General features: G+C 65.0%; 21 protein-coding genes. 19 read left to right on the top strand and 2 right to left on the bottom strand.

What is annotated here, in order from left to right:
- Window positions 1-31: 31 nt before the first annotated feature.
- On the bottom strand, window positions 32-265 hold the full coding sequence (locus VF769_RS08595) for a BolA family transcriptional regulator (protein ID WP_331007981.1): 234 nt from the start codon (window positions 263-265) through the stop codon (window positions 32-34).
- A 445-nt stretch (window positions 266-710) separates the two neighbouring features.
- Between VF769_RS08595 and VF769_RS08590 the strand changes: the two genes are divergently transcribed.
- From VF769_RS08590 to VF769_RS08555, 8 genes are all read left to right on the top strand, one after another.
- Window positions 711-1,562 (top strand): MotA/TolQ/ExbB proton channel family protein, encoded by an 852-nt coding sequence (locus VF769_RS08590; protein WP_331007980.1) that lies wholly within the window; start codon window positions 711-713, stop codon window positions 1,560-1,562.
- Between the two features lie 28 nt (window positions 1,563-1,590).
- On the top strand, window positions 1,591-2,058 hold the full coding sequence (locus tag VF769_RS08585; protein ID WP_331007979.1) for a biopolymer transporter ExbD: 468 nt from the start codon (window positions 1,591-1,593) through the stop codon (window positions 2,056-2,058).
- A 3-nt stretch (window positions 2,059-2,061) separates the two neighbouring features.
- Window positions 2,062-2,520, top strand: a complete 459-nt coding sequence (locus VF769_RS08580; RefSeq protein ID WP_331007978.1) for a biopolymer transporter ExbD — start codon at window positions 2,062-2,064, stop codon at window positions 2,518-2,520.
- Window positions 2,521-2,524: 4 nt separating this feature from the next.
- Window positions 2,525-3,118: an energy transducer TonB gene (locus VF769_RS08575; RefSeq protein ID WP_331007977.1), complete on the top strand. Its 594-nt coding sequence runs from the start codon at window positions 2,525-2,527 to the stop codon at window positions 3,116-3,118.
- A 104-nt stretch (window positions 3,119-3,222) separates the two neighbouring features.
- Window positions 3,223-3,759 (top strand): energy transducer TonB, encoded by a 537-nt coding sequence (locus VF769_RS08570; RefSeq protein ID WP_331007976.1) that lies wholly within the window; start codon window positions 3,223-3,225, stop codon window positions 3,757-3,759.
- Between the two features lie 108 nt (window positions 3,760-3,867).
- A complete protein-coding gene (locus tag VF769_RS08565; RefSeq protein ID WP_331007975.1) occupies window positions 3,868-4,329 on the top strand; it encodes a biopolymer transporter ExbD in 462 nt (153 codons plus the stop codon).
- Window positions 4,330-4,440: 111 nt separating this feature from the next.
- Window positions 4,441-5,031: an energy transducer TonB gene (locus VF769_RS08560; protein ID WP_331007974.1), complete on the top strand. Its 591-nt coding sequence runs from the start codon at window positions 4,441-4,443 to the stop codon at window positions 5,029-5,031.
- Between the two features lie 90 nt (window positions 5,032-5,121).
- Entirely contained in the window at window positions 5,122-5,484 is a 363-nt protein-coding gene (locus VF769_RS08555) for a hypothetical protein (RefSeq protein WP_331007973.1), read from the top strand.
- Here VF769_RS08555 and VF769_RS08550 read toward each other — a convergent pair.
- Window positions 5,481-6,746, bottom strand: a complete 1,266-nt coding sequence (locus VF769_RS08550) for an MFS transporter (protein ID WP_331007972.1) — start codon at window positions 6,744-6,746, stop codon at window positions 5,481-5,483. The two genes, VF769_RS08555 and VF769_RS08550, sit on opposite strands and share 4 nt — an antisense overlap.
- A 93-nt stretch (window positions 6,747-6,839) precedes the next feature.
- On the opposite strand from VF769_RS08550, the gene VF769_RS08545 reads away from it, so the two are divergent.
- The 11 genes from VF769_RS08545 to VF769_RS08495 all read left to right on the top strand — a co-directional run bounded on the left by VF769_RS08545 (window position 6,840) and on the right by VF769_RS08495 (window position 15,335).
- The gene (locus VF769_RS08545; RefSeq protein WP_331007971.1) at window positions 6,840-8,060 is read left to right on the top strand and encodes a DUF2336 domain-containing protein; all 1,221 of its coding nucleotides are present in this window, start codon (window positions 6,840-6,842) and stop codon (window positions 8,058-8,060) included.
- A gap of 85 nt (window positions 8,061-8,145) precedes the next feature.
- Window positions 8,146-8,622 (top strand): Na+/H+ antiporter subunit E, encoded by a 477-nt coding sequence (locus VF769_RS08540; protein ID WP_331007970.1) that lies wholly within the window; start codon window positions 8,146-8,148, stop codon window positions 8,620-8,622.
- Window positions 8,619-8,906: a hypothetical protein gene (locus tag VF769_RS08535; protein WP_331007969.1), complete on the top strand. Its 288-nt coding sequence runs from the start codon at window positions 8,619-8,621 to the stop codon at window positions 8,904-8,906. The genes VF769_RS08540 and VF769_RS08535 overlap by 4 nt, the downstream gene beginning before the upstream one ends.
- Window positions 8,906-9,271: a monovalent cation/H(+) antiporter subunit G gene (gene mnhG, locus VF769_RS08530; protein ID WP_331007968.1), complete on the top strand. Its 366-nt coding sequence runs from the start codon at window positions 8,906-8,908 to the stop codon at window positions 9,269-9,271. The genes VF769_RS08535 and mnhG overlap by 1 nt, the downstream gene beginning before the upstream one ends.
- Entirely contained in the window at window positions 9,268-9,756 is a 489-nt protein-coding gene (locus VF769_RS08525; protein WP_331007967.1) for a hypothetical protein, read from the top strand. Before mnhG ends, VF769_RS08525 begins: the two co-directional genes overlap by 4 nt.
- On the top strand, window positions 9,753-10,139 hold the full coding sequence (locus tag VF769_RS08520; protein ID WP_331007966.1) for an MnhB domain-containing protein: 387 nt from the start codon (window positions 9,753-9,755) through the stop codon (window positions 10,137-10,139). Before VF769_RS08525 ends, VF769_RS08520 begins: the two co-directional genes overlap by 4 nt.
- Window positions 10,136-10,459, top strand: coding sequence for a hypothetical protein (locus tag VF769_RS08515; RefSeq protein ID WP_331007965.1), 324 nt, complete (start codon window positions 10,136-10,138; stop codon window positions 10,457-10,459). The genes VF769_RS08520 and VF769_RS08515 overlap by 4 nt, the downstream gene beginning before the upstream one ends.
- A complete protein-coding gene (locus VF769_RS08510) occupies window positions 10,456-11,916 on the top strand; it encodes a proton-conducting transporter membrane subunit (protein ID WP_331007964.1) in 1,461 nt (486 codons plus the stop codon). The genes VF769_RS08515 and VF769_RS08510 overlap by 4 nt, the downstream gene beginning before the upstream one ends.
- Window positions 11,913-13,379 carry a proton-conducting transporter membrane subunit gene (locus VF769_RS08505; protein WP_331007963.1) on the top strand — a complete coding sequence of 489 codons (1,467 nt, stop codon included), beginning with the start codon at window positions 11,913-11,915 and terminating at the stop codon, window positions 13,377-13,379. The genes VF769_RS08510 and VF769_RS08505 overlap by 4 nt, the downstream gene beginning before the upstream one ends.
- The gene (locus tag VF769_RS08500) at window positions 13,376-13,660 is read left to right on the top strand and encodes a hypothetical protein (protein ID WP_331007962.1); all 285 of its coding nucleotides are present in this window, start codon (window positions 13,376-13,378) and stop codon (window positions 13,658-13,660) included. Before VF769_RS08505 ends, VF769_RS08500 begins: the two co-directional genes overlap by 4 nt.
- Window positions 13,641-15,335, top strand: coding sequence for a proton-conducting transporter membrane subunit (locus VF769_RS08495; RefSeq protein WP_331007961.1), 1,695 nt, complete (start codon window positions 13,641-13,643; stop codon window positions 15,333-15,335). Before VF769_RS08500 ends, VF769_RS08495 begins: the two co-directional genes overlap by 20 nt.
- The last annotated feature ends 69 nt before the right edge of the window (window positions 15,336-15,404 follow it).

The following is a 15,404-nucleotide window of genomic DNA, read 5'->3' as shown; positions in this document are numbered from 1 at the left end:
GGCGCGGAGGTAAGGCTGCGCGGGGTGGGCATCAAGCCTTCGGCGCGGTGTCCAGGGCAAGCGCGTGAAGCTCACCACCCATCCTGCCCTTGAGGGCGGCATAGACCATCTGGTGCTGAGCGACACGGGATTTGCCGGCGAAGGCGCCGGAACGGATGATCGCGCGATAGTGATCGCCGTCGCCGGCAAGGTCCTCAACGGTGATTTCGGCGTCTGGAAAGCCCTCCCGCAAGAGGGCCTCCAGTTCGTGGGCGGCCATGGCCATTGGCGGTAATCTCCTGACTTTGTGCTGCTTTAGCAGATATTTCCGCTCAAAAGCGCGGCAAAGCCCAGAATGGGACGGTTCGTTTCGGGAACACGTGACGTTCACGAAAGTTTTGGTTGCCGAGCTTGGCGCGCTCGGTGCATCAGGCGGAGGCTTGGGGGAGGGCGTTCTAAGAAGATCGCCCACTGCGTGGAGGACGTTGACAAGGGCGCCATTTCCGAAAATTTAGGCGCCGGCGTCGTCAGCCGCCTGGGAGTACAGACCGCGAAAAGCGGCGGCCCGGACCGGTTATGGTGGGAGGAAGCGCATCGAACCCCGTTTTCGAGGGGCCTGATCGCGACCTTCGCCAAACACGCAAAACCAAACCGGGGTGGGACGGGACGCGGCGCTTCTGCTGTGTACGGCCCGCCGAGATCAGATTTCAGGGCAGGCAAAAGGGCAGATTATGACGTTGATGAATTCCTTGCTGACGTTCGCGCAGCAGAGCGCCGCTCCGGCGGCTGAAGGCGCGACTCCCGCGCCGGCGCCGGTCCCGGCCGCTCCGACCTCAGCGGCGGAACTTGAAGAAGCCAAGCAACGTGGCGCCGAGGCGGCCGCTGAAGCCGCGGGCCAGCAAGAAGTGTCGATGATGGAACTGCTTCAACACCTCAACGGTGTTGAAATGGGCGTCATGGTGATCCTCGGCCTCTGCGCGATCTATGCCGTCGCGCTGCTGTTCGAGAAGATTTACGTCATGCGCAAGGCTTCCGGCCAAACGAAAGAATTCCTCGCCGCGTTCCGCAAGGCGAACTCGGTGGAAGAGGCTGAAGCCATCGTCCGCAAGCTGCCGAACTCGGGCATCAAGTCGATGTTTGACGCTGGCATGGCGGAAGTCCGCCGCACGCAAGACCTCGGCCTCTACACGATGCGCGATGCGCGCGATCACACCATGCAGCGCGTCAGCGCCGCGATGGCGACGCGCCAAAACGAGCACCTGGACGACCTCGGCTCGTCGATGACCTTCCTCGCGTCGATCGGCGCCAACGCGCCGTTTATCGGTCTGTTCGGTACGGTGTGGGGCATCATGGTGGCCTTCGTCGGCATCGCTAAGACCCAAACCACGTCGCTGGCCGTCGTCGCCCCGGGTATCGCCGGCGCGCTGCTCGCCACCGCCGCTGGTCTGGCCGCCGCTATCCCGGCCGTGCTCATCTACAACTTCGCCGCCAAGCAAATCTCCAAGCAAGGTACGAAGCTCGACGACTTCGCGTCCGAGTTCATCGCGCTGGTTTCGCGCGACATGGACCGCCGCGCTGGTTGAGCTTTAACCGAGCATTGGAGGACCCCCAATGGCGGGTAAAGTAGGAGGAGGTGGCAGCGGCAAAGGGCTGGATGTCAACGCGGATCCCAACGTGATCCCGTTCATCGACATCATGCTCGTGCTGCTGATCATCTTCATGATCGCCGCGCCGATTTCGAGCGTGGATATTCAAGTGGAAATGCCAGAGGCGCGCATTATGCCGTCTCAGCGTCCGCCGCGTCCGACCTGGATTTCGGTGAACGAGGATGCTGCCGGCTTGCACGTGTACGTGATGAACGATGAGGTCAACATCAACGATCTCGGCGAACGCACGTATGAAGCGGTTCAGGCGAACACCCCGACCATCGCCGGCAACGATGATGAGATTCGGGATCAGCGCATCTACATCCGTGCTGACGGAACTCTCGCGTATCGCAATGTGGTGCGCGTGATGAACCGGCTCCAGGACAAGGGCTTCACCAAGATCGGCCTCGTCGCCGAAGATCGGCGGAGGTAGGTCATGGGAGCCAAAGTAGGTGGTAACAAGGGTGGCCCGGTTTCCGAGCCGAACGTCATCCCGTTCATCGACATTCTGCTCGTGCTGCTGATCATCTTCATGGTGACGGCGCCGATTCCGACCGTCGATATTCGCGTTGATTTGCCGCCCCCGAATCCGGTGCCGATCAGACTCCAGGGTTTGAACCCGACGGTCGTGGGCATTCGCGAGGGCGCGGCCGGCATGGAAGTCTTCGTGGACGAACAGGTCGTGCAGATGTCGCAACTCGGCGACGTCACGCTGGAGCATGCGATCCGCAATAATCCGGCCCTGAATATTCAGGACATTTATGCGGAAGCACGCATCTTTGTGCGCGCCGATCAGAGCACTGCGTATGGCAACGTTGTCGACGTGATGAGTCAGCTTCAAGAAGCTGGGTTCGTCAAAGTGGGCATCTTCGCCGAACTGGCAAGCGAGGGGTAAGACTATGGTGCCTCTTCGTTTAGCCTCGCTCGGCCTTGCCGCGCTGATCTGCATCACGTTGGTGTGGATGGCCGTGAACCAGAAGTTCTCGGCGATCACGGACCTTTTTGAAGAACAGGACGCCGTGAAGGTGGAAATTGAGGAGGAGGAAAAGCCGCCTCCACCTCCGCCTCCGCCGCCGGATCGTCCGCCGCCGCCTCCGCCGCCTGAGCAGCGCGTGCCGCCGCCGGATCTGTCTGCGCCTCCGACGCCGACGCCGATCCCGGTCGCGGTCGACCCGCCGCCAGCGCCGCCGACGCCGTCGGTCATCACCAACGCGGTGTTCACCGAGCAACCGGACGCGCGTGACTTCGCCCGCTACTATCCTGAGCGTGCTCAGGAGCGTGGTCAGGAAGGTCGCGCCACCGTCGAGTGTATTGTGGGCGCGGACGGTCGTCTGTCGTGCACGATCACCAGCGAGGATCCGCCTGGCTGGGGCTTCGGTGAAGCCACCCTGCGCGTGTCGCGCCACTTCCGGGTCGCTCCGGCGACGCGGGATGGTCAGCCCACTTCGGGGGGCCGCATTCGTCGAACGATCCGGTGGGTGTTGCCAGACTGATCTCGACAGGAAGTTGAACGGGGCCGTCGGAGCGATCCGGCGGCCCTTTTTCTTGCCGGCTTTCCGGCTTAGGCCGCGTGATTGTGGCTCATTGGCGAACACGTTTGACGGCGCTGGCGGGGGCGACGCTGCTCGTCGCCGCCGTCCTGGTCGCCGTGTTCAGCGCGCGCTTCGTGATGATGCGCGATGCGACATCGGATGTTGCGCCGGTCGTAAGTGAGATCGTGCGTGCAGGGAGCGACGTCCCGACGCTCGAGCCGCCGCCGCGCCGTGAGGAGCCGCGTGTGACGCCAACGCCCGAAAGGGTAGCGCCGCCGCAACCCGGACCACCTGCACCGGCGCAAGCTGAAGCGGAGCTGCTGATTGTCGATCCGATCTGGATCGCGCGACCGTCCAATCCGGAGCGCTTCTATCCACGCGGCGCGTTCATGCGCGGCATTGAGGGGCGCGTAGAACTCGATTGCCTCGTTGAGATCGATGGTCGGCTTTCCTGCGAAGTCGCAAGCGAGAATCCTGGCGATCAAGGATTTGGGGAGGCCGCGCTTGCGTTGGCGCGCGCGCACGTGATGCAGCCGGCGATGCGCGATGGCGCGCCGGTGCGCGGGCGATATCGGATGGTCGTGCCGTTCTCAACGCGCTGATCCCGGAAGCGTGATCAAGATCGCGCGCGTGTGAATTGGGATGCATCGCAACTCGTGGGAGCCTTCGCGATGGACGCTGCGCGTAGACGCGGCGCATGGGAGGCAAACATGGCGATCGCCACACTACCGCGTGCGCGTGCGCGGCGCATGAGTCCGGCTGCGGAGCCGAATGTCATTCCCTTCATCGACGTGCTGCTGGTGCTGCTGATTATCTTCATGGTGACGGCGCCGAAACCCACAACGGACTTGCGTCTTGATCTGCCGAGCAGCGGGCGGTCCGTTCCGCTCGATATCGCGCCCACGATCGTCGACATTGCGCCTAATGCGGATGGCGGCGCGCGCTTGCTCCTCGATGGATATGAAGTGGCGTGGGATGAGCTCAACGACGCTATTCTGCGGCATGTTTCAACGCAGAGAGACGATCTAGGCGAAGGCGCGATACGCGCGGAAGCGCGCGTCTTCGTGCGCGCTGATCTCGAGATCTCGTATGCGCACGTCGTCGCTGTTATTGACCAATTGCAGAATGACGGCTTCGAGAGGGTAGGTGTGTTTGCGCAGTTGGCGGACTGAAGCACGCGCATGTGATCGCGTTCTCGCGCCTGTGAATTGAGTGTGGCGCGTAGGCGAGTGAGCCTCTTACGGACGTCGGCGTTTCGATCGGCGCATATAAGGGAGGCAATCATGGAGCATGCAATGGGCGTGCGCGCGACCTCGTTCGCCGCCGCAGCTGGGGTGATGAGCGTCGCTGCGATCGCGGCCCTCACCGCGACCTTCTCGAATTTCATCCTGCCCATGCCGCCGGCGCCGGCGCCGATCGACATGATGCCGCCGATCGAACCGCCGGCACCGCCGCCGGTCACGCCTCAAACACAGGCCGCGCCGCCGGTGGACGCGCCGTTCGCGCCCACTGACATGACGTATGACGAGATGGTGCGTGTCGAGGAGATATCGACCGAGCCAGTGGTCGGCGGACCCAATCTCGGCCCGCCAATGATTTCCGATCCGCATTGGACGCGCCGGCCGCGCGATCTCGCGCGCTATTATCCCCGCCGGGCGATGGAGCGCGGGGTGGAGGGCCAAGTGGTGCTTGATTGTCTGGTCGCCACGACGGGGAGGCTCAGCTGCGTAGTCGTTTCCGAAACACCCCAGAATTGGGGTTTTGCCGAAGCGGCGCTTCGCATATCGCGCGACTACCAGATGGTCCCCGCGACCCGCAACGGAGAGCCGGTCGTGGGTCGGTATCGGATGGTCGCGCCTTTCCGTTTGGAATGAGCTTTTCGTGACCGCATTTTGGCCGCGTTTGGCTCGCACATGCGGCGCGCGAGGGCTATAGAAGGCGATCCTTCAATGGAGAGGTTTGGTATGAAGTTTCTGATCGGCGCCGCTGCCGCCACTCTGCTCATGGCGTCGCCCGCCCTCGCGCAAACGCCGGACTTGCCGGAAAGCTGCACTGGCTTTGCCGCCCCGCCAACCCTGCCGGATGGCGCGACGGCTGATCGCGATGCGATCACGGGCGCTGATGCGCAATTCCGCGAATGGCATGGCGCCGGCACGACAAAGCTTGGCCAGTGTCGCTCGGAAGTCGAAGCAGCGCGTGCGCGCGTTGCGGCGATGGAAGCGGCGTACAACGCGGCCGTGGCGCAATTGAACGGCACACGCGATGCCTGGGTTGTGGAAGTGGAAGAATTTAACGCCCGCGCCCCGCGTACGGTGCGTGGTCGCTAAGCGATCTTGAAGCGCCAAAGCGGCGTCATTATAGCTAACGCGATCGCGGCGAGCGCTAGTCCCGCGCCTGGGATGAGCGCCGCCGCACGCGAACCGAACTCCGCGGCGGCGAAGCCAACGGCAATCGAGCCAATCGGCGCTCCGCCCATGAACCCCATCGAGTACACTGCCAAGACGCGCCCCAGATAGCGCGGGTCAGCAGCGCCCTGTGTGATGGTGCGGCTGGTCGAGATAGCGATTCCAGCGGCAAAGCCCCAGAGGGCGACGACCAACGCGAATACGTAAAATGGTTTGTCGAATCCGAAGCTCGCTAACGAGAGCGCGCTGATAATGTGGGAGATCAGCATCGCTTGTCCCGGACGCTTCAGTGGCTTCAGGCGGCTCAGCAGCACGGCGGACACGAACGACGCGCCCCAAAAACAGGCGAAGAGAAGCCCTAGCCGGGCCTGCTGCGTTTGCGCGTCGCCGCCATAGGCGTCGCGAACGATCAGCGGGAATAACACTTGAAACGACCCGACGACGAAGATGCCGACATAAGCGGCGGAAATCAGCATCGAGGACATGATCGGATTCCGGAAGGCGTAGCTCAGGCCTTCGCGGACGTCGTTCAGTGCGCCCGTTAAAGAGCGTTCGTGTCCGGTTGGTTTTGGCGCCCGCAGGGCAAGAGAGAGCGCCGCGCCGGCGATTAATATGACAGCCTGCAATGCGATGAAGGGGGCAGGCGACGCGCCCGCGAAGCGCGCAACCAGGATGCCCGCGATCTGCGCCCCGATTTGCACGGCCGTGGTGGTGGCAGCCGCAGTGGCGATCGGCGTATGGCGGCCGCGCTCCGCCTCGCGCGCGATGACGCCGTTGAGTGCGGCATCACGCACCGGCATCATGAATGCCGCGCATCCGCCAACCAAAATCGCGTAGCCAATGAGAATGGGGTAGTTGAGCGCGCCTTGCGCCACGATGGCGCTGAGCGCGATGGACGCGAAAGCGAAGATGAGATGCAGCTGGGCGAGTGTCCGCCCGGCCTTCGCGCGTTCAGCTAGGAGACCGCCGAACAACAGCAAGCAAAACATTGGCGCCGAGAGAGCGGATTGCGCGATGCCCAGGCCTTCGGGCGTTGCGCCAAGATAGAAGGCGACCAGTGACGGGAACAGAACGAACTGCATCCCGAAAGCGAAGAAGTAGAGCCCGACAAGCGTGTAATAGACTGCGAGCTCCGGCACGCCGCCGGAGGCTCGGTTTTGGTCGTGACCGCCCGCTGGATCCATCCAGACTGCAATAAGCGCGGGGGCTCACCCACGTCCAGCGCCTGCGCGTGCGTTAACGGGCGGTTAGCGGCGCGCGTGCTGACTCCGGATGTTATGCCTGCCGCGAATCAGCCCCGGTCGGAACTCTCCGGCGTGCTGCCGCCGCTCGAACTGAGCGAGCCGCAGACGCCGAAGGCGCGCCTGGCGCTGTTAACGCGCCTGTGCGAGCTGGTGTCGTGGCCAGAAAGTCGGATTCCGGCCTATGAACGCCAATTGGCGGCGGACATTCTCGTTGGTCTGTTGCGCACCGCGAACCTGGAGATGCGCCAGCGCTGCGCGCAAGGCCTGGTGCGTATCGCAGACGCGCCAAAAGCGCTGCTCCGCTATCTTGCGCGCGATGAGATCAGCGTCGCCGGGCCACTCCTTGAAGGCGGCGTGGGTTTCGATGATTCTGACCTGATCGCCACGATCCGCGCCGGCATCGCTGCGCACTGGGCAGCCATTGCGCGCCGGCGTGGTCTCACTGAATCGGTTACGGACGCGCTCATTCAGACGGGCGATGTGGCGGTCATAGAGGCAGTGCTGCGAAATCAGTACACAAAGCTCTCGATGCAAGGCGTGGACGTGATCGTCGCGCGCTCGCGTCAAGCCGCAAGTTTGCCGAAACTACTCGTCGCCCGAACAGAATTAAGGCCCACACAGGCCTTGGTGTTGTTCTGGTGGTCTAATTTCGAAGCTCGCGTGCAGATTCTGCGGCGCTTCGCCGTCGACCGCAGCGCCCTGATCGTTGAGCTTGGCGATGTCTTTAAAATGGCCGCGGCCGAAGGCTGGGCGGACGCCGATACACGCAAGGCGCTGCAGGTGGTCGAGCGGCGCCAGCGCAATCGCGCGGCCGCGGCGCAAAGCCCTTATGGTTCGCTCGAAGGCGCGCTCGCCGCTGCCGAGCATGGGCTCGACCGTCACCTGTTGCATGAGATCGCACACCTCGCCGGCATAAAGCCGACGACAGCGCAGCAAATATTTACCGACCCGGGCGGCGAGGCGATTGGCGTGCTCTGCAAAGCGGTCGGCCTGAAGCGTCCGCTGTTCCTCGCGCTCTGGCGCGCGCTGCGGCGACCTTATGGCGACCCCGAAACGACCGACAACCCGTTGGGCCGCGCGGCATACGTGTATGACACTTTGGCAACCGCCAAGGCGCAGACCGTTGTGCGGTATTGGAATTGGTCGTTCACGGCCGATGCGATGGATCTACAGCGTTTGGCCTTCGATGATGACGCGCTGGAGCTGCCGCTCGCGCGGCGCAACGCCGCGTTGCTGCTGAGCCGCAACGGCTGATCCGCCACAGGTCAACAACTGGCGAATCCGTCGCCCAGCGGCTAATCGTTTGAGCCTTCGCGCCGGCGGCGCAGGGAGGCTCAACGTGCTTCACGCCGCGTCCATGCTGACGGGTCTGTGGATAATCTGGCTGCTTGTGGCGGGCGGCTGGCGCACCAACGCGGATCTCGCGATCTCGGTGGCGGCGGCGCTTGCGTGTCTGCTGTTCGCCTGGCGCGCCGGCGGAGTCAGCGGTGCGATATCGAGACTCCCCGCAGCGCTGACGCGCGCTGCCTCGCGCATGGGCGCGGTGCTTGGCGGCGCGTTGGCGACACTCCGCGCCGCGATCGCCGCGGATGTCACGCTCAATCCCGCACTCGTGCGCGTGAAATCGCGAGCGCGGGCGCAAGAAGAGCGCGCTGCGTTTGGCGCGATGATCAGCGCAACGCCAGGTATGGCCGTCGTTGACGCCGATCCCGACGGATTACTGGTGCACGTGCTGAATGAAGACGCGGTCGATGCGGATGATCTCGGCCGCCTTGAGGCGCGGGTCATCGGCCGGCGCGGCGGCGACCGCGAATGATGGGGCTGATCGCAATCCTTGGCGCCGCCATTGCGCTGGTGATGACGCTGATGCGGTTCGTCTCGGGCCCATCCTTGTATGATCGCGCCATGTGCGCGGCGCTGGCCTTGATCGAGATTGCGCTGATCTGCGCCGGCGCAGCGGTGTTCCTGGAGGCGCCCCTGATCATGGACGCGGCATTGGCGCTCGTGTTCGTCGCGGTGACGGTGAGCGTCGCGGTGTTGAAATTCTTCCGCGCGCGGACGTTCCAACCGCCGCTAGTGCGGGCCGGAGATGACAGCTGATGGCGGCGATATTTGAAGCGGCGCGGCTCGGCCTCGGCGGCTTGGCTGTTACTGTCGGTCTCCTTTTCATGCTCGGCGGCGCGATCGGTGTGCTGCGCTTTCCAGATATTTATACGCGTCTGCACGGCGCGACCGTCGCGAATCCGCTTGGTGCGGTGCTTGTCGTGATTGGATTGACGGTCAGCGCGCCGACCGTCGGTCTCGCGATCAAGCTGGCCCTAATGGGCGCTTTGTTGGCGGCGCTTGGGCCGCTCTGGTCGCATGTGTTTGCGAGCGCTGCGCACGCGGGCGGGTTGGCGCCGATCACCGGGAAATACATTGCGCCGCGACCCGGTTCGGGCGTGTCGACAGGTGATGTCTCGTGATCGAGATCGCGCCATGGATTGCGCTCGCATTTTTTGCGGCCGCGTTCGCCGCCGGTATCGGCGCGGTGCTGTCGCGTGCGCTATTCGTCACGTGCATGTATCTCGTCGCGTGCGGCGCGCTGGCCGCGGGAGCGATGGCGTTGCTTGGGAATGGCGGCGCAGCTCTGGTTACGGTGCTGCTTTTCGCCGGCCTCGCTCCGATCATGCTGCTGGCGCTTGTATTGCTTAGCTCGCGAACGACCAAGGTGCAGCGCCGCGCGCGACCCTGGTTGAGCATTGGCGCGGCTGCTGCGGTCGCACTCGCCGTATTGTGGGCGACGCCGGAAATTGGCGTTGGCGGCCAGCGATCGGAGGAAACAACGGACGCGCTCGGCGCCTGGCTGGCGCCCCTCGTTTTCGTTACGGCGATCGCATTCATCGCATTGCTTGGCTATGGCGAGCGTGGCGCGCTGCAGCGCCCGCAAAGTGCGGACGCGGAGCCATGAAGCCCGGCGCCTTCATCATGGTCGCCGCGACGGCGCGGCTGTACGGGCCGTTGATCGTGCTCTTCGCCTTGAGCTTGCTGGCGGGATCGCCCTCAGGCACAGGCGTTGGCTTTGTCGCGGGCCTGGTCTTTGCCTTGGCCTTGACGCTTCACGCGCTGGTGTTCGGCGCGGCCGCCGCCCGGCGCGCGTTCCCACCCTGGTTGTGCCGGGTGCTGATGACACTGGGCCTCGCGACAGCATGCGCTGGCGTTGGCTTGCCGGGGCTTGTGGTCGCGCCGCGCCTGGTGGAGGCGGGCTTGTTTGCGATTACGGTCGGCGGATTGACGCTGATGATTGTGTCGTTGTTCGGCCGAGCGCCGACGTTGCGGGAAGGCGAATGGTGACGCTTGATCCCCTCGTCGCGCGGCTTCTGCTCGCCGTTGCTGTCGCCCTGCTGATGTTGGGTGCGGTGACGGCGTGGACATCCGCCAATGTGATCAAGCGGGTGGTGGGTGTCGTGTTGGCCTGTCTTGGCGCGCTGGGCGGGCTTGCAGCGCTTGGCGCACCTCACGCCGTGCTCGTGTTGGGGGCGGGCGCCGCATTGGCCCAGCTTGCCATGGGCGTCGCGCTGGCTGTTCGGCTGCAGGAGGCTTATGGCGGCGTTGAGGCTGCGGAGTTCGATCAGGCTGATGACGTCGACGAGCCTGCGGAGCCGAAGGCGTGATTGCACAATATCTGGCACTCGCGCAGCTGCATGCGCCTTTGTTGACGATGCTCATACCGCTGTGCGGCGCAGCCTTGGCGATATTGCTGCCCAGCCGTGCGGCATGGGCGGTCGCGGCAACGGCGGCGTTGGCTGCGGCGTTGGTGGCGGTGGACGCCGCGCTGCGATCGTTGCTGCCGGCGGAGCCGCTGACCGCGACGATCGAAGGCGTCATGCTCTATGCGGACGGCATCGCGATTTACACGGCGGCGTTGCTAGCTGTGGCGCTCGCCTTGGTCGTCGTCGGCGCGGGCGCCTTCTTGCGCGATTTCCCGGCCCCGATTGCGTCGACCGCGCTCGCTCTCAGCCTGTGCGCTGGCGGCGGGTGGATTGGCGCGCTATTCGCCCGCGATCTGTTGGGGATTTTTGCGGCCGTTGAATTCGCGTGGCTCGCAACAGTCGGCCTGCTTGCCTTGTCCGCCGAGCGGGGCGCGCTGAACGGCGCTTCCCGCATGTTTGTCGCTGGCGGCGTATCTTCGGCCATGTTCCTGCTGGGCCTGGGCCTTGTGCATCACGGCGTTGGCGCGACTGATCTCGCGGTCTTGCCCATGACGCAGATAGAGGCGCCGAGGCTGGCGGCGGCGGGAATTGGGCTGGTGCTTTTGTCGGTCGCGTTGAAAGCGGGTGTGGCGCCGTTGAATTTCTGGATCGGCGCTGCATACGGGCGCGCCTCGCGCCTTTCTGTTCTAGTGCTTGGCGGGATCGGGGCGATTGGCGCGCTTTGCGTGGTGGTGCGCTTGGCGTCGTTCGCGCTGCCTGCTCCTGCAATCGGGGAAGGCGTCTCGATCACGCTGGCGATGCTCGGCGCGTCGAGCGTCGTGATCGGATCGGTGCAGGCCGTCGGCGCGCGCAATGTGCTGCGCTTGGCCGCCTACGCGGGAAGCGCCCAAGCGGGCGTAGCGCTGCTTTGCGCCGCGCTGGGCTCGCCGGCGGGGTTTGCCGCAGCGGTGGTGCAGACACTTGCGATGTTGGTCACGACGCTGGCGTTGCTCGGCGGCGTGGCGTTCGGCGCGGGCGGCGCTGCAAAGCTTGAGGCGCTGGACGGATTGGGTCGGCGGTCGCCGCTGGCGAGCGCGGCGATCACCGCAAGCGCGATCAGTCTGATGGGGGCGCCGCTGACAATCGGCTTCCTGGGTCGGTGGCGGCTCGTGGAGGCTGGCGTCGGCGCTGGGTGGTGGTGGGCGGCTGGCGCGGTGATCGTCACTTCGTTGGCGGGCGTTTTCTATGGGGGTCGGCTGGTTGAGCGGGTGTATTTCCGCCGTGTGAGCGGCGCGGTCCAAACCGCGAGTGAAATATGGCGCTTCGCCGGCGCGCCGCTGCTGATTGCTTCCGTGTGCGCCACTGTGCTGGGCCTCGCGCCAGACTGGTTGCTGCGCGCGGCCGATGGCGCGGCGGCCTTGATGGCGGGCGCACCATGACGGCCGAGCTTGCCCTGTTCATCGTGTTGGTCGCGCCGGTCGCGCAGGCGCTGCTGGTGATCGCGCTGGCGCGGCCGCCCGGGCTGCGCGACGTGGCGCACATCGCCGGCGCGCTCACAACGGCGCTCGCGGCGCTGTATCTGGTTGGTGTTGTCGCCGACGGCGGCGGGGCGCGGATCGTGTTGGCGCGGCCATTGCCGCAAGTCGACTTGGCGTTCGTGGTCGAGCCCCTCGGTGCGCTGATGGCGGCGACGCTTGCTTTGCTTGGCGTGCTGCACGCGGCGCATTCGGCTGGCGTCGTACGTGCGACGCACGAAAGATCGCCTGCACGCTTGATGGCGTTCATGGCGCTCGCGGCCGCGGCGACGATGGCGATCGCATTCTCCGCTAATCTCTTCACCTTTTTCGTCGCGTACCAGGCGCTCATCTTGGCTGTGTTTCCGTTGGTGGCGCATCGCGGCGATGAGGGCGCACGTAAGGCCGCTCGCGATTTTCTCGCGACTTTGCTGACCGCCTCTGTCGGTCTGTTCCTGCCCGCGATGGTGTGGACCTACGCACTGGCGGGAGCATTGGAATTTCAGGCAGGCGGGATGTTGGCCGGGCGCGTCGATGCGGTGACCGCCAATATCTTGCTCGTGCTCTATGTGCTGGGGCTCGCGATGGCGGCGACGCCGCCACTGCACCGCTGGCTCGCGGCGTCAAGCAGCGCCCCTTACCCCGCGCTGGTGTCCATCCAGGCGCTCGCGGTGCTGCCCGCCGGTGCGATAGGCGTGTTGAAGATCGGTGCGTTCGTGTTCGGGCCAGCCTTGCATGAAGCGCAGAGCGCGACGCGCGCGCTGATCGTGCTTGTTGGCGTGGGGATGTGCGCGGCAGCGCTGATCGCGCTGTCGCGACAGGACATTCGTGAGCGTCTGGCCTATTCGGCGATGGCGCAGGTGTTGGCGGTGACGATGGGCACATTGCTGGCGCTTCCAGCCGGGCTGTTCGCCGCGGCATTGCAGGTGGTCGCGTTTGCGTGCGCCTCCGCGACGCTGATGATGGCGGCGGGCACGACGGCGGCGGTGACTGCGCGTGAGAAAGTGGCGGACTATGCTGGGCTTGGGCGTGTGATGCCGTGGACCTTCGCGGGATTTGCCATTGCCTCAGCAAGCATGATCGGTCTGCCGCCGTTCGCCGGCGCTTGGGCCAAGCTCTGGTTGATCACGGCCTCAGCTGGTGCGGGGTTGATATGGGCGGCGGCGTTGGCTGGCATTGCGGCGATCTTGACCTTCACCCATCTCGGACCGCTGGCCGCCCACGCGCTGGCGGCGCGGGCGCCCACCGACGCATTCAAACGTCCAGACGGCGCCTCAATCCTACTTGCAGCGCCAGTCGTGCTGGGCGCGGCGGCCACACTTCTGCTTCTTCTGCTTGCCGACCCATTGGCCTCATTCCTGTCACCGATTTGGACGCCCGCATCATGACGAGAACCCCGCGCGCACCGTCTCAGGGCGGGCTGCTTGGCGTTGCGACGCTGGTCTGCGGCGTGGCGGCCATCACCGGTCTGGCCTTCGACTTTTCTCTGCGCGGATTTGGCGGCTTTTGGGTGGGCGCTCAGTCGGGCGGCGCGGCGGCCATTGGCGCAAGTGCGGCAATATTCGTCGTGCTCGCGGCGCGCAGCGCCCGTTGGCTGCTGGCGCGAAAGACCTCGCCTGTTGTTGCCGAGCAGAAGGGGGGCGAAGCCGATGCTGACGCTCTCACTTAATCCTGGGTTTGTGCCGATCTTGGCGGCGCTCTTGTTGCTGGCCGCGCCGCGCGGGTTGCGTGCGCCGACAATGGCGGCGGCAGCGATCGGCGCGCTGTGGCTTTTGCTGGATCACGAGTTTGGCGCGGCGGCCGCGATGGCGCAGATGGGGCTGCCGGTCGTGCTGCTCAATCTTGACGCCCTCAATCGCATCTTCGGTATCGCGCTGCTTATCGCTCTTATCCCGATTTCGATCTACGCGAGCGCGCGGCCTAATCGCTACGAGGATAGCGCAATCCTATTGATGTTTGGCGGTGCAGTGTCGGCGCTGTTCGTAGGCGATCTGATCAGCTTCGTGGCGGCCGCGTCCTTGGCGGGCCTCGCAGCCTCATGGGTGGTGTTTTGCTCCCCGCTGGAGGACGCCAGCCGATCAGGCGCGCGCCTGCTCATCTGGCACGGCCTGGAAGGCATGTTGTACCTTGTGGGCGTGGCGCTGCATTTGTCGGCAGGCGCCGAGGCCTCCGTGTTCGCGCGCATGGAAATCGCGAGCCTCGGCGGTGCGTTCATCTTCGCAGCCTTGTTGATCCGGGTCGGCGCGCCGATGGCGCATGTTTGGTTGAAGGATGTCGTGGCGCACGCCTCGCCAGTCGGCTCCGCGGCGCTGTCGGCCACGACGACAATGCTTGGCGTCTACGCGCTCGCGCGGTTGTTTCCGGCTGAGCCGGTGTTGATGTTTATCGGCGCGGGCATGATCGTCATCGGCGCATTCTACCTCGCCGCGGAAGATGATCTGCGCCGCGCCGGCGCTTACGCGCTGACGGCGCAGACTGGCATATGCGTCGCGCTGATTGGCTACGGGTCGCCGTTGGCGATGGCGGCCGCGGAGGGCGCGTCGTTTGCGGCGATCTTGGCCTTTGTGGCCTATCAGGCCACGCTCGGCGGCATCGTCGATCGGACCGGCGCTGCGCGTATCTCCGGGTTTGTGGGGCTCTCGCGGGCCATGCCGTTCACTTCCTTTCTATTGCTCGGAGCTGGTCTGGCCGTTGCCGCCGTGCCGGGCTTTGCGCTCTACGCGACGCATGCAGTTGCGCTGGAAGCTTTCGCGCAGTGGGAAACGATCTGGTTGTGGGCGATGACCGCATTCGTGCCGGGAGTGACCTTTGTTTGCTTGGCGCTGCGGCCGGCGCTGTCAATCTACCGCCCATTGCCGCGACCGATGCGCATGAACGAGGCGCCGTTTCCAATGTTGCTGGGCGCGGGGCTGGCGACGTTCTTCTGTCTGTCGGTCGGCATGGCGCCGCGTTGGCTCTACGATCTCATGCCCGCGCAATTGTCGTTCCAGCCGTTTGAACTCGACCGTCTTGCCCCGCAATTGCAACTGCTTGGTGTGGCGGGGCTCGTGGCGATCGGGTTTCGCGTTACCGCCGTGATGCCACGCGATCTTCCGATCCAGTTGTTGGACATCGATGCCCTTTATCGTGGGCCGTTGGCGAGCGCGGGGCGTTGGGCAGGCGTGCTTTTGTTGCGCGTGTACGGAGGTTGGCAGGATCTGTCGCGGCGCGCGGCTAGAGCCGCCGCGACCGCGGCGCAAGCTTGGATCAGCCGTTGCGACCGCCCCTACGCGGCATCGATCTCAAGCTTCGTGCAACTGACCTCGATCGCCGTGGCTCTCGCGGTGTTGCTCCTCGTTCATTAGTGCAATCCTCGCACACTTCTATCGAGTATTTAGTAATCAGAAACCAAGTCTCGGTCGGTACTAGAAAAA

Source organism: Vitreimonas sp. (assembly GCF_036392335.1).
Lineage (GTDB): Bacteria > Pseudomonadota > Alphaproteobacteria > Caulobacterales > Aquidulcibacteraceae > Vitreimonas.
This window is presented reverse-complemented; position numbering and strand designations above follow the sequence as displayed.